The sequence below is a fragment of the Hymenobacter sediminis genome (assembly GCF_003231285.1).
Lineage (GTDB): Bacteria > Bacteroidota > Bacteroidia > Cytophagales > Hymenobacteraceae > Hymenobacter > Hymenobacter sediminis.
This window is the reverse complement of record NZ_QKNS01000006.1, coordinates 116770-129531: the sequence shown is the minus strand read 5'-3', so window position 1 is coordinate 129531 and position 12762 is coordinate 116770. Positions and strand designations below refer to the sequence as shown.

13 protein-coding genes are annotated in these 12762 nt (G+C 59.8%); 11 read left to right on the top strand and 2 right to left on the bottom strand.

Annotation, left to right across the window (positions count from 1 at the left end):
• Positions 1 to 145: 145 nt before the first annotated feature.
• Positions 146 to 1897 (bottom strand): sensor histidine kinase, encoded by a 1752-nt coding sequence (locus tag DNI29_RS16435; protein WP_110979221.1) that lies wholly within the window; start codon positions 1895 to 1897, stop codon positions 146 to 148.
• A 447-nt stretch (positions 1898 to 2344) separates the two neighbouring features.
• Between DNI29_RS16435 and DNI29_RS16430 the strand changes: the two genes are divergently transcribed.
• Positions 2345 to 2596 (top strand): DMT family transporter, encoded by a 252-nt coding sequence (locus DNI29_RS16430; RefSeq protein WP_262510232.1) that lies wholly within the window; start codon positions 2345 to 2347, stop codon positions 2594 to 2596.
• Positions 2550 to 2831 carry a GNAT family N-acetyltransferase gene (locus DNI29_RS25355; protein ID WP_110979220.1) on the top strand — a complete coding sequence of 94 codons (282 nt, stop codon included), beginning with the start codon at positions 2550 to 2552 and terminating at the stop codon, positions 2829 to 2831. Before DNI29_RS16430 ends, DNI29_RS25355 begins: the two co-directional genes overlap by 47 nt.
• Before the next feature lie 170 nt (positions 2832 to 3001).
• On the opposite strand, the gene DNI29_RS16420 is transcribed toward DNI29_RS25355, so the two are convergent.
• A complete protein-coding gene (locus DNI29_RS16420; RefSeq protein ID WP_162303639.1) occupies positions 3002 to 3277 on the bottom strand; it encodes a hypothetical protein in 276 nt (91 codons plus the stop codon).
• A gap of 271 nt (positions 3278 to 3548) precedes the next feature.
• Here DNI29_RS16420 and DNI29_RS16415 point away from each other — a divergent pair, with 271 nt between their 5' ends.
• The 9 genes from DNI29_RS16415 (at position 3549) to DNI29_RS16375 (ending at position 12761) form a co-directional block, all read left to right on the top strand.
• On the top strand, positions 3549 to 3737 hold the full coding sequence (locus DNI29_RS16415; protein ID WP_110979218.1) for a hypothetical protein: 189 nt from the start codon (positions 3549 to 3551) through the stop codon (positions 3735 to 3737).
• On the top strand, positions 3738 to 4595 hold the full coding sequence (locus DNI29_RS16410; protein ID WP_110979217.1) for a UDP-2,3-diacylglucosamine diphosphatase: 858 nt from the start codon (positions 3738 to 3740) through the stop codon (positions 4593 to 4595). It abuts the gene before it with no gap.
• 28 nt (positions 4596 to 4623) lie between these two features.
• Positions 4624 to 5643 carry a glycosyltransferase family protein gene (locus DNI29_RS16405; RefSeq protein WP_110979216.1) on the top strand — a complete coding sequence of 340 codons (1020 nt, stop codon included), beginning with the start codon at positions 4624 to 4626 and terminating at the stop codon, positions 5641 to 5643.
• A gap of 182 nt (positions 5644 to 5825) precedes the next feature.
• Complete coding sequence (locus tag DNI29_RS16400; protein ID WP_110979215.1) at positions 5826 to 7271, top strand: GH1 family beta-glucosidase; 1446 nt, start codon at positions 5826 to 5828, stop codon at positions 7269 to 7271.
• 98 nt (positions 7272 to 7369) lie between these two features.
• Positions 7370 to 9598: a choice-of-anchor I family protein gene (locus tag DNI29_RS16395; RefSeq protein ID WP_110979214.1), complete on the top strand. Its 2229-nt coding sequence runs from the start codon at positions 7370 to 7372 to the stop codon at positions 9596 to 9598.
• A gap of 206 nt (positions 9599 to 9804) precedes the next feature.
• Positions 9805 to 10365, top strand: coding sequence for a Crp/Fnr family transcriptional regulator (locus tag DNI29_RS16390; protein ID WP_110979440.1), 561 nt, complete (start codon positions 9805 to 9807; stop codon positions 10363 to 10365).
• 156 nt (positions 10366 to 10521) lie between these two features.
• Positions 10522 to 10911, top strand: coding sequence for a RidA family protein (locus tag DNI29_RS16385; protein WP_110979213.1), 390 nt, complete (start codon positions 10522 to 10524; stop codon positions 10909 to 10911).
• Positions 10912 to 11009: 98 nt separating this feature from the next.
• Positions 11010 to 11873: an AraC family transcriptional regulator gene (locus tag DNI29_RS16380; protein WP_110979212.1), complete on the top strand. Its 864-nt coding sequence runs from the start codon at positions 11010 to 11012 to the stop codon at positions 11871 to 11873.
• Positions 11874 to 11954: 81 nt separating this feature from the next.
• Entirely contained in the window at positions 11955 to 12761 is an 807-nt protein-coding gene (locus DNI29_RS16375) for an inositol monophosphatase family protein (protein WP_110979211.1), read from the top strand.
• Position 12762: the final 1 nt, after the last annotated feature.

The following is a 12762-nucleotide window of genomic DNA, read 5'->3' as shown; positions in this document are numbered from 1 at the left end:
TGCAGCCTGCTTAGCGCCGGAACCTCAAAATCTTGTATCGGTATTTCACGCCTGCAGATAGTTCTCCAGCTCAGATTTACTGCAGAACTAGACAGCTAGGAAGCTCAACCACAAAGACTGCTTTTGCAGGTGCACGCGCTATTAGTTAAGCTCGGCTATCTGGCTGGTACTCCGGCAACCGCACCGTAAACGTGGTGCCTACCCCCGGTGTGCTGTCTACATCTACCTGGCCACCGCGCTGCTGCACTAGGGTATGAATCATGTGCAAGCCTAGCCCCTCTCCCTGTCCGTCTGCCGTCAGGCGTGTGAAGGGCTGAAACAGCCGCTCCCGGTCACGGGCAAGGTCAATGCCCTGGCCATTGTCCGTAACGGTCAGCACCAGTGCTTGCTCCTGCCACTGGGTCTGTAGGTGAACGATAGGCGGGCGCTCAGGCGAGCGGTACTTGAGTGCATTGTGCACCAGGTTTTTCAGGATGCTTTCCAGATACACGCGGGGGTAGCGAATGGTCGGAGCTGCGTGGAAATCGGCCGTCAACGAGCCTTGTTGTTGGTGGAGAAACTCAGCCAACTGCGCTTGCACACTAGTGTATACCTCCATCCAGGATACTTCCTCGCTCGGGGTAGCCTCCAGTCCGTGCTGTGTGTGCAGCAACTTTAGCAATCCCTGCACCGTGCCGGAAAGGCGTTGCACTTCCTGCTGGAGCATCCCGACGACATGCTCCCTGGCAGGACCAGGAGCTTCCTGCTGATAGACCTCGAGCAAGGCCTCCAAGTTAGTGGCCGGCCCTTTCAGGTCGTGGGCCACAATATGCACGAATGAATCTAACGAGCCGTTCATTTCGCGGAGCATCTGATTCAAGCGTTGTGATTCGTGCGCTGCCCGTGCCCGTGCCAGCGCCCTTCCGGCGTAATCCGCCACCAGGTCGAAAAAGGCCCTGTAGTCTGCATCCAAAGGACGACGGGCACTAAGGCCTACTATAAGCACCGTAGCCGGCCCATTGGCCTCCCCAAGCGGTAAAGGCAACAGCAACGCTTGCTTGGGCGGCTCGGGCCAGGCACCGGTGGGCCAGGACCCAAAATGTTCCTCTAACGAAGCCAGCAGTACGGGCTTAGTCTGCCGTAAGGCCTGGGCCAAGGGCCAGCCGCGCTCAGCTGTTTCACTTAGGGCTACTTTGGCTGGAGCCGTTGGTTCACCGGCTGGCAAACCAAACCAGGCACGTAAGTAAGCGTGGCTGGCACCCGCCTCGTGAGTATACAGAAGCGCAAAGGGGATATCCTCGGTAGCGGTGGAAAGGGCCGCAATAAGGTGCTGAGTAGCTTCTTCTGGCAGTGCCAGCAAGGCCGTTTCGGCCGTAAGGTGACTAAGCAAGGCCAAGCGGCGCTGCTGCAGCACGGTGGTGGTGGTTTCCAGCGCCGTAACAAAGATGCCGCCCACTGCACCCGCCTCGTCGAAAATTGGACTGTGGGAGAAAGTGAAATAAGCCTCTTCCACAAAGCCACGCCGGTTCGGCAGTACCAACCCGTTTTCGAAGTAGGTGGTGTGGCCGGCCAGCACGGAAGTAAAAATATCAAGCAAGAAGGGCCACATCTCACGCCACCAAGGCTCTGCAGGCTGACCTAGGGCCCCTGGGTGCTTGGCTTGCAGGATGGCAGCATAACCATCATTGTAAAAGTGCACTAACTCGGGCCCCCAGTGCACCATCATCGGAAAGCGCGAACCCAGCATAATGCGTACGGCTGTACGCAGACTCTGGGGCCAGCTATGCACTGGTCCGAGCGAGGTAGCCGACCACTCAAACTGGCGAATTCGCTCCCCCATCTCTCCCCCTCCGGGAAACAGCTGCGCCAGTAATTCTGCTTCTGACAGCGACGCTTCTGCTTCGGGCGAGGAAAACATAGTAAACTAAACTAAGGAACAAGGAAAGCGAATTTGGGGAAAGATACGCGGGAAACGCGGCTTTGAGTGAAACGACGCATTACTTCATAACGAGTGATGATGGGCATCTAGCATGCAACGGTTCCGCGGGTACCCCCTGAGTTAAATAGCTTACGAGAATAAAGTCAGGTACATCATTGTACCGCTAGTAATATCTAAAGCCAAGAGTAACACCCCTATACCGGCAAAGCCAAAACACCCTTCGTTTATAGTTTTCTGCGCATGCTGATGCGGGTACCATTGGCACAGCAGCAAAAGAAAAATAACGTAGGGCTATTGTCTGCATTCTGTTTGCTACACACTTTATCTAAACAGGATGCTCTTTTTTCGTAATCCGGCCTCACCGGAGCAGGAAAACGGCAATTCCTCTTGCTTGCTGCACAAATCCATTTCAGCGGCAGATACGAAGTGGTACTTTCCTCGACTAGTAAAGCCCAAATGGCAATTGGCACCCATGCCTTAGGCTGGTACGCCGCCTTTGTCGGCTGTGCCACTCTGAGCTTTGGGTTACTTAATCAGTGCCTAACCCACATACCGTTGGGTACTACGTACGCCGTCTGGACCGGCATTGGGGACCGTTGGCACAGTCGTGGTGGGGTAGTCGTGTTTGGGGATGGAATGCCTTGGCCAGCCCGCGCCTCCTCTTTCCTGTTACCCTAATCGGCTCCGTGCTGGACCTGCGAAAACTAAGTTACAAGCAACCGATGCGCTGGAAATTAAGCGCATAGCCGTGTTGCAGGCCTACCATGGTCAGAAGGTTGGACAACGACTCTATAACCAGGCCATACAGCTGGCCCAGCAAGCGCAGGCAGCGGATGTGTGGTTGGGAGTATGGGAAGAAGACCCACGGGCCATCCGGCTTTACGAAAAGAAAGGCTTCGTTGCCTTCAGGTAAGCACGTATTCACCTTAGGCGAAGATGCGCAAACCGACATTGGGGTGAAGCGTCCGGTACTGAACTGCGGCTCTGCTCATGTAAGCTTTTGAAGAACGCAGACTCACATTGGATTACCACCCTCCATTGCCGCACGAAGCAAAACGGAGCCAATAAGAAGCTAGGTAAGTCCTACGCGACATCCAGGTAACAACCCAGTAGCTCCCACAGCAAGTGCCCTTCCACTACCCGATACTCGGGGTTTGGTCCGGCGGCAATTTGAATCAGGGGGTCTGTTAGGTGCAGCAGCCGCAGCCACTCAGCACCTGGCACCGGTGAAAACATACCGTGTGAGGAGAATTGTGTCCGCAGCATGTGCACAATAACCTGCTGAGCAGGTAGGGAGAAAGCAAGGAACCGCTTGGTGGCGGACTCCTGACTAACAGCTACAGTAGAAGGAGGCAACAAAAGTATCACAGGCAGTACCCACCAGCCATTTCTGAGCGGTAGGCGCTGCAAAGCTACCCTACTGCCGGGCTTACCGCCCGAAAAGCGCATTATCTTTCTATTATCCTACCTAAACTCTGTGCTAGAAAGCCAAATCATCGAAAAGTGCCCACAGTTATTGTAAGCTACACAGCAGCTTGTAGGGCGTCAATACAACACAAGCGTAATGCCTGCTTAACGCCTGATTCATACCTGATTTGGAAATTTGTGGCGAAGCAACTGGTCTGCCGCTATGCATGCTCCTACCCTGATTCCGCTTCTGCGCTGTGTCACCAGTTGGCTGGGCTACGCGTTGTTCCATGTGCTGCTCGTAGTGCTCTATGGGCTGCACTTGGCTCAGGCTTTCCGCTCCCCTTTCCGGGCCAACGAACTGCCTACTGTCTCCTTCCGTCCGCGTTTTTGGCCCCGGCCCACCGCCTAGATGTCCCGCGTTCCAAAACGTCGTCGAGTAGAGGTAGTAGTTATTTCGGATGTACACCTGGGTACCTACGGCTGCCACGCCGCCGAGCTGCTGCGCTACCTACGCAGCGTCCGGCCCAAGGTACTGGTGCTCAACGGCGACATTGTCGATATCTGGCAGTTCAGCAAAAACTACTGGCCGCCAGCTCACATGCGCTTGGTGCGCCACCTGGTAGGGCTGATGGCCAAAGGGACCCGGGTCCACTATCTCACCGGCAACCACGATGAGCTGCTGCGCCGCTTTGCCGGTACCCGCCTCGGAGCCCTGTCTGTAGCCAACAAGCTGGTACTGGAGTTACCCCACGGCAAAACCTGGCTGTTCCACGGCGACGTCTTCGACGTGACCATGCGCCACGCCCGCTGGCTGGCCCGGCTGGGCGCCCACGGCTACGATGCCCTGATTCTGCTTAACCGCTTGGTGAACTTTCTGCTGGCCAAAGCAGGCCGCCCGCGCGTGGCTCTTTCCAAAGCCGTGAAAGACCGGGTAAAAGGAGCCGTGAGCCTGATTGGGGACTTTGAGCAGACAGCCGCCACTATTGCCGCTGATGCCGGCTACCGCTACGTGGCCTGCGGGCACATCCATCAGCCCGCCCTGAAATCTATTAACACCCCGCGCGGCGAGGTAGGGTACCTGAACTCCGGCGACTGGGTAGAAAACCTGACGGCCCTGGAGTACACGACGAGCCAGGGTTGGCAGCTCTACCACTACGCCCTCGACCCGGCCATGCAGTTGCCGCCGGCCCCCGAACCCGACGCGCCCGATGACTCGGATGATGCCCTGCTGGCGGGGCTGCTGGCCGAATTCAATTTATCCCGCTAAGCTTTTTTGCCTCTCTTTTCTTTCCTGCATGCCCCGCATTCTGTACGCCATCCAAGGCACCGGCAACGGCCACCTCAGTCGCGCCCTCGATATTGTGCCTTTGCTGCAAGAGCGCGCCAGCCACCTCGATGTTTTGGTCAGCGGCCCGGCCGCCGACAGCGACCTGCCATTTCCGGTCCGGTACCGATGCCACGGTATGGGCTTTATTTTCGGCAAGAAGGGCGGCATCGATTTTCTGAAAACCTTCTGGCAGCTGAACTCGGCGAGCTTTCTGCGCGAGATGCGCCAGCTGCCAGTGCAGGACTATGATATAGTTATCAGCGACTTTGAGCCGGTCTCGGCCTGGGCTTGCCGCCTGCGCCAGAAGCCGTGCGTGGCCCTGAGCCACCAGAGTGCCGTACTGCACGCTGCTGCCCCCCAGCCGGACCGCCCCGATGTGATTGGCAAATCGGTATTGCGCCACTACGCGCCTGCTACGGCCAGCTACGGCTTCCACTTCGAAGCCTACGCGCCGGGCATCCATACGCCCGTTATCCGCCAGCAGGTGCGCCGACTTACGCCCCGCACTGAGGAGCATTACACCGTTTATTTGCCGGCTTTTGATGAGCCCACCTTGGTGCGGCGTCTGCGCTACCTGAGCCGCACCGTGCGCTGGGAGGTGTTTTCCCGCCATAGCCCCCGCGAAGCGGAATACGGCAATGTGCGGGTGCTTCCAGTGAGCGGCGCCGCCTTCACCGACAGCCTGGCCCGCAGCGCCGGGGTGCTCTGCGGGGCCGGGTTCGAGACGCCCGCGGAAGCCCTGTACCTAGGTAAAAAGCTGCTGGTGATACCCATGAAAAACCAGTACGAGCAATCCTGCAACGCCGCCGCCCTGGCTGCTATGGGCGTGCCCGTGGTCAAAAGCCTGCGGGATAAGCACCTGGCTACCCTGGATCAATGGCTGCGTGAGGGCCGCCCGGTACCGGTGTACTACCCCGATGAAACGGCCCTGATCCTCGACCGGGTCCTGCAGGAGCAAACCAGCTCGGTACCGGCCTTGTTGGCGTAGCAGAGCACTAGGTTTTCCTACCCTCGATATCGAACCGAATTTGCCGTTGCCGGGCGAGGGAGGAATTCCGGGGTAGGCTTCCAGCGCTTAGCCCAGGCCACTCTTGCTACTCAAAAGGGTCACTTAGTTTACTTGAAGAAGAAAGGGTGGCGTGCTGCTGCACCCTCTCCGTATAGCTGCTCATGCCTGCATTACCCGCTGCCTTTTTTCCACTGACCACGCCTACCCCCTACTCCCGCGCCGACTTCGGCCCCGATTTCCGGTGGGGCGTATCCACGGCGGCCTACCAGACGGAGGGCAGCTGGGCAGCCGATGGCAAAGGGCCCAGCATCTGGGACACCTTCGTGCGGGGACGGCGCGCCATCAAGGGCCGCGAAACCGCGGATGTGGCCACGGACTTCTACCGCCGCTGGTCCGCCGACCTGGATTTGATGCAGCACCTGGGCATCCCCGATTTTCGGTTTTCGGCGGCCTGGTCGCGAGTGCTGCCGGCGGGTACCGGCCCGGTCAACGCGCCGGGGCTGGATTTCTACGACCGGCTGGTGGATGGCTGCCTGGCGCGGGGCATTACACCCTGGCTGACGGTCTACCACTGGGACCTGCCCCAGGCTCTGCAGCAGCGCGGGGGCTGGGTTAATCGCGACGTCGTAAGCTGGCTCTCGGACTACGCCCAGGTGCTGGCCCGCCGCCTCGGCGACCGGGTGCAGCACTGGATGGTGCTCAACGAGCCCATGGTATTTACCGGGGCGGGCCACCTGCTGGGCCTGCACGCGCCCGGGCGCCGCGGCCTCGGCTCCTTTCTGGCCGCTACCCACCACGCGTCCCTCGCCCAGGCCGAAGGGGGGCGGGCCCTGCGGGCCACCCTGCCCGCTTCCGCCCAGATTGGCACCACCTTTTCCTGCTCCTACCTCACGCCCTGGCGGCCGGGCCTACCCCGCGACGAGCGAGCCGTGCGCCGCGCTGATGCCGCCCTCAACCGCCTGTTCGTCGAGCCGGCCCTGGGCCTGGGCTACCCCCTGGCCGACCTGCCACTGCTGGGCCGGATAGCGCGCTATATGCAGCCGGGTGATGAGCAGCGCCTGCCCTTTGCCTTTGACTTCTGGGGCGTGCAGAACTATACCCGCGAAGTAGTGCGCCACTCGCCCTATGTACCGCTGTTGTGGGCCAACCTGGTAGGCGCCGCCCGCCGCGGGGTGCCCTACACGCAGATGGGCTGGGAAGTGTACCCCGAAAGCCTGTACCACATGCTCCGGCAGTTTAGCGGCTACCCTAACGCGCCGCGCCTGCTGGTCACGGAAAACGGCGCGGCTTTTCCTGATGAGGTCCGGGGCGGACGGGTTGCCGACGCAGCCCGGCAGGCGTACTTGCAGGCCTGCATCGGGCAGGTACTGCGCGCCCGGCGGGAGGGCGTGCCGGTGGAGGGATACTTTGCCTGGTCCTTTACTGATAACTTCGAGTGGGCCGAAGGTTACGAACCCCGCTTTGGGCTGGTACACGTGGATTACGCCACCCAGCAGCGTACCGTAAAGGACTCGGGCTGGTGGTACCGGCAGTTTCTGGCAGGGTTTGAGGGAAATGTAGGGGTAGCAAGCCACTTCTCTTCGCCCTTATATACCCAAGGAAAGTAGGAAGCCAACTGCCGGGTAGTTTACAATTCTCTAACAGCTAGGTCACGCTGCGGTAATGTACTGCGGGTAGCTTTAGCCCTCATCCTAACCGAGTGCATATGCGCCCTAACCTTTACGCTGTAGTACCTGCCACTGCCCTGCTGCTCAGCCTGATTGCCCGACCCGGCCAGGCCCAGACTACCCCCACCATCAGCCGGCCCAGCGCCACCGTTACGGTTGCCGAAGGAGCAGGAACCGTCAGCCTTTCCTTTACCATTCAAAACCCGGGCACTGCAGCCAGCACCGTGGAGGTAGCGTTGCAGGCCCTGGGTACGGCCACGGCCGGGCAGGACTTCACCTACGCCACTACCCAAACGCTGACGTTTCCGGCCGGCGCTACCGGCCCGCAAACCCTGACCATTCCCATCAGCGACGACGCCCTGGCCGAAGAGGCCGAGTACTTTGTGCTGCGCCTGCAAAACCCCACCAACGCTACCCTCCCGACTGGGGCCACCGACGTGCTGGTTTATCTGCGCGACAACGACACCCCCGCCCCGCGGGCGGCGGGCAACCTGACGCTTACCTTGCTCCAGAGCTACCAGACGGCCGCACCCTTCAGCGGCAACACCCAGGCAAACTCGGCTGAAATAGCGGCCTACGATGCAACGGCCAAGCGCTTGTACGTGGCTAACTCCGTGGGCGGCAAGCTCGACATTGTAAGCCTGGCTACCCCAACGGCCCTGGCCTCGGTGGCCTCCATCGACATCAAGCCCTACGGCAACATCAACTCCGTGGCTGTGCGTAACGGGGTAGTAGCCTGCGCCATTGAAAACACGAATCCGCAGGCTGAGGGCAGCGTGGTGTTTTTCGATCAGAACGGAGCCTTCCTCAAGCAGGTGACCGTAGGGGCCATGCCCGACATGATTACCTTCTCCCCCGACGGGCGCACCGTGCTGACAGCCAACGAGGGCGAGCCCCGCGCCGACTACAGCGTAGACCCCGAAGGCAGCATTTCGGTAGTAGATGTAAGCGGCGGCGTGGCCGGCCTCACCCAGGCCAGCGTCACGACGGTAGGCTTTACCACCTATAACAGCCAGGCGGCCCAGCTGCGGGCCCAGGGCATCCGGGTGTACGGCGGCCGGGCCGGGGCTCCCGCTACCGTGGCCCAGGACTTGGAGCCGGAATACATTGCCCTGAGCGCCGACTCCAAAACGGCCTACGTGACCCTGCAGGAAAACAATGCCATTGCGGTGCTGGACCTGGAAACCAAGCAGATTACGGCCCTGCGCCCGGTGGGCTACAGCGACCTGCGCCAGCCCGGCCACGGTATTGACGCCTCGGACCAGACCACGGATGTGCTCATTGCCAACTGGCCCGTGAAGGGCATGCGTCTGCCCGATGCCCTGGCTAGCTTCGAGGTGGGTGGGGTACCTTACCTGATTACGGCCAACGAAGGCGATGCCCGCGACTACACCGGCTTCAGCGAGCAGGTGCGCCTGGGCACTACCAGCACCAGCTCGCCCTACGTGCTCGACCCTACCGTTTTCCCGAACGCCGCCCTGCTCAAGAACGCCGCCGTACTGGGCCGCCTCAACGTTACCAACCGCCTGGGCGACACCGACGGAGACGGGGACTTTGATGAGATTTACGCCTATGGAGGGCGCTCCTTCAGCATTTACAACGCCACCACGGGGGCCGAAGTGCACGACAGCGGCAACCTACTGGAGCGCCTGACGTCCACCTCTCCTACCTACGGAGACATCTTCAATGCCAGCAATAGCTTTGGGGAAGCGCCCACGCGCAAGAACCGCTCCGACGACAAAGGGCCGGAGCCGGAAGGCGTCACGACTGGCCGTATTGGCAGCAACCTTTATGCCTTCGTATCCTTGGAGCGGGTAGGCGGGGTAGCCGTGTTTAATATAAACAACCCGACCAGCCCAGTGCTGGAGCTGTACGCCAACAACCGCAGCCTCACGGCCGGCACCGGCGACCTGGGCCCCGAGGGTCTGATCTTTATTCCAGCCGCCGACAGCCCAACGGGGCAACCCCTGCTGGTGCTGGCCAACGAAGTCAGCAGCACCCTGGCCGTGTATGCCCTGCAGCCGGCCGTGCCCACCGCCACTCGCGGAAACCGCCCCGCTGCCGAGCCCCTGTTCGCCTACCCCAACCCCAGCCGAGGCCAGAGCGTGCGCCTGAGCCGCCCCGTATCGGGTACGCTGACGGACTTGGCCGGGCGGCCCGTGCGCCAGCTTACGGCCACTGACCGTCTGCTTACCAGCGGGCTAAGCGCCGGCGTGTACCTGCTGCGCGCCTCGGATGGCGCAACAAGCAAAGTAGTAGTTGAGTAAGACGACGTAGTGATAATACAACGCCCCGGTCACAGCTGCCTGTGGCCGGGGCGTTGCATTATATGGGGCTGGGCCGCGTGTGGAGTCAGTTTAGTCAGCACAAGAAGTTACTCAGAGGTGCAGAAGCAAATGGCTGGGCGTTGTAAAACCCCAACCGATTTTTGGGCAGCATGTGTTTCTTTTGAAGCATGCTCTACCCTGACGCTATGCAGCAGCAACTACGTGCCCATCTAGAAAAAATAGTCGCGCTAACCGATGAGGAGTTTGACGTGGTGCTCGCTCACGTTAGAGAAAGACGCTATAAGAAACGTGAGTTCCTGATCCAGGAAGACCAGATGGTATCCGACGCATATTTTGTTGTATCGGGGCTACTGAAGCTGGTGTACACCGATGATTCTGGAAGGCAGCACATTCTATCGTTTGCGATGGAAGACTGGTGGGAAAGTGATTTTCGCGCCTTTTATACCCAAACAGCGGCAACCCTTTCGCTGCAATGCGTGGAGGATACAGCCGTGTTCTGCCTGTCATTGGAAAGCTACCATGCTCTGTGTGCCGACCTCCCGAAGCTGCAACGCTTCTTTTTGCAAAAAGCAACTTTTGGCTCTATTGCGGCCCAACAGCGCATTTTCTCGCTGCTGACCACTAACATTCAGGAGCGCTATGACCAGCTGCTGCAGCAATACCCTGCGCTGGTGCAACGGCTTTCAAAAACGATGCTCGCTTCCTATCTGGGGGTATCACGCGAAACCCTAAGCCGGCTTTCGTAAGGCAACAGGCCGCCCCCAATACTTGTGACGTAGGTCACACCTCGCCTAGTGAATGGCCGCCCACTTTTGCAAAGTCAAGTCCACGCTCCTATAACCAGTGCGTGGGCACCAGCAGCAAGCATGCGGGCTGTTTTACCATTCATCACTGTACAATACATGGAAAAGCGAGTAATTAACCCCTGGCAATGGCAACAGCAACGCGGCTACTCCCAGGCCGTCGAAGTTCGACAGGCAACGGGCACTCTCTATTGTGCCGGGCAGGCCGCCGTCGATGCGGATGGGCACTCCAGCACTGCGGATATGAAAACGCAACTCATGCAGGCCCAGCAGAATTTAGAGCAAGTCATCAGTGCCGCCGGCTATGAATGCCAGCACATCGTCCGGTTAACTATCTACACTACCTCCTCCGCAGAGCTGTTTGAGTGTTTTGAAGTTTTCCAGGATTGGGTGACCCGGCACAACATTCAGACTGCCGCCACCTTGCTGGAAGTACAAGGCTTGTTTGAAACGTTAAAGGTAGAGCTAGAGGCAACGCTCGTGAAGTAAGCGAAGACAGCCGCGCCAACGCACGGCAAGAGATAAGTGCCTTTTCGGGTGGATAGCAGTAGTATTGTCGCTTACTTCGTTTAGCCCCATCATTACCCGTGAAGGCAGCTGTTCCTCCAGTACCGAGCTATCCACTCTCCCCCCTGGCGCGGGCAGGCGTGTTAGTGCGCGCCCTAGCCCTACCTGCCCTCGCCGGTGAGCACCCGCAACAAACTGCTCACCGGGACGCCCACTACCTGCTGGTGTTGCTACAAGCCGGCGAACTGCAACTGACCTTGGATTTCGAGGACCTCACGCTAAGCGGACCAATGTTGGTGCTCATAAGCCCGGGCCAAGTGCACCGGCTGCGTGGGGCAGTAGCTCCCCAGGGCTGGGGCGTCAGCTTTGAACCGGGCTTAGTGGAGGAACAGGCCCGCGACGTGCTGGAGCAGGCGCTGCGCCAGCCGTTGCCGTTAGCCCAACACCCCCGGTTTACGGAGCTAGCCTACCCCCTGCTGGCGCTGTTAGCCAATTGTCAGGCAGATGCGGCTAACGTGCATATGGGCCCTATGCTACAGGCACTGCTGTCAGCTCTGCTCCACTTGGTGGCTGGCCTGTTGGCTCCAGCGGCTACCAGCAGTGGGAGCAGCATAAGCCGGGCCGAGGCCTTGCTCGCTGGCTTCCGGCGGTTGCTGCGTCAGCATTTCACAACCTGGAAGCAGCCTGCCCAGTATGCCGCTGCCCTAGCCGTGACCCCATCCCATCTTAATGATACGGTGAAGGCTTTGAGTGGCTGTTCCGTCAGCACGCACCTGCAGCAGCGCACTATTCTCGAAGCTAAGCGGCTGCTTTATTACTCCGACCAAAGCGTTAAGCAGATTGGCTACGCCTTGGGGTACGATGAGCCTGTTTACTTTGGCAAGCTTTTCAAGAAGCATACTGGTCTGACGCCGCAGCAGTTCCGGCGCACAATCCGCGAATAGGACTATCATTGCCGCCAACAGGCCTACTTTCTAGAGGGAGGATCCCGCTTTCTTTGCCAGCGTACTTCATCCTTCTTCTCTATGCTACCTGCTTCTGACACGGCAACCATCCACGCGGCCATGCGGGCCGCTGGCGACCTGTTTCTGCCCGATTTCCGCCGCCTACCCGTGCCCCAGACCATGGACGAGTTACAGGCACGCCTGGCCAGTATTGAAGCCCGCTGCCTGGCTGCCCTGCAAGAACCGCTGGCGGCAGCCTTCCCCTCTACCCCCTGGCTGGCAGCCGATGAATTTGCCCTCTCAGCCGACCCCACTAACTTACCTGCTGAGTACTGGCTGTGTGATGCCATGGACGGGGCCATCCAGTACGTGCAGCAGTTGCCGGGCTGGACGATTAATCTTGTGCTGATGCAGCAGGGAGAACCTGCCTTTGCGGCCATTTACGACCCACTGGCCCAGGAACTGTTCTGGGCCCAGGCAGGAGCTGGGGCCTTTGTAAACGAAACTCCCCTGCGCCCCAGTACCAAGCAAGAGCCGGGGACTATGGTTGCCGTATTTGAGCACACTCACGGTTTAGACAAGGACATACGCCTGCGCCAGCAGGTAGGACAGAGCCTGGAACAGTTGCTGGGCAGCTACGGCGTGGTGCGCAACTATGGCCCCCACGGCTTACAGTTAGCTTACGTAGGGGCGGGCCGGCTTGATGTGTTTCTGCAGGTGGGCCGCGACCTGGAGAACTGGTTGCCGGGCCTGCTCATTGCCCAGGAGGCCGGGGCCGACCTACTAACGGCCAAGGGTCATCCCTGGCACTGGGCGGCCGATAGCCTGCTTGTTTCCGCGCCGGGCCTGGGGGCGTCCTTCCTGCAGTCACAACCAGCCGCTCAGTAAT

What these genes read in the sequence shown, in the direction of transcription:
- DNI29_RS16435 (WP_110979221.1), bottom strand. Translation starts at nt 1,897, where the DNA reads ATGTTTTCCTCGCCCGAAGCAGAAGCGTCGCTGTCAGAAGCAGAATTA.
- DNI29_RS25355 (WP_110979220.1), top strand. Translation starts at nt 2,550, where the DNA reads ATGGAATGCCTTGGCCAGCCCGCGCCTCCTCTTTCCTGTTACCCTAAT.
- DNI29_RS16415 (WP_110979218.1), top strand. Translation starts at nt 3,549, where the DNA reads ATGCATGCTCCTACCCTGATTCCGCTTCTGCGCTGTGTCACCAGTTGG.
- DNI29_RS16410 (WP_110979217.1), top strand. Translation starts at nt 3,738, where the DNA reads ATGTCCCGCGTTCCAAAACGTCGTCGAGTAGAGGTAGTAGTTATTTCG.
- DNI29_RS16405 (WP_110979216.1), top strand. Translation starts at nt 4,624, where the DNA reads ATGCCCCGCATTCTGTACGCCATCCAAGGCACCGGCAACGGCCACCTC.
- DNI29_RS16400 (WP_110979215.1), top strand. Translation starts at nt 5,826, where the DNA reads ATGCCTGCATTACCCGCTGCCTTTTTTCCACTGACCACGCCTACCCCC.
- DNI29_RS16395 (WP_110979214.1), top strand. Translation starts at nt 7,370, where the DNA reads ATGCGCCCTAACCTTTACGCTGTAGTACCTGCCACTGCCCTGCTGCTC.
- DNI29_RS16390 (WP_110979440.1), top strand. Translation starts at nt 9,805, where the DNA reads ATGCAGCAGCAACTACGTGCCCATCTAGAAAAAATAGTCGCGCTAACC.
- DNI29_RS16385 (WP_110979213.1), top strand. Translation starts at nt 10,522, where the DNA reads ATGGAAAAGCGAGTAATTAACCCCTGGCAATGGCAACAGCAACGCGGC.
- DNI29_RS16375 (WP_110979211.1), top strand. Translation starts at nt 11,955, where the DNA reads ATGCTACCTGCTTCTGACACGGCAACCATCCACGCGGCCATGCGGGCC.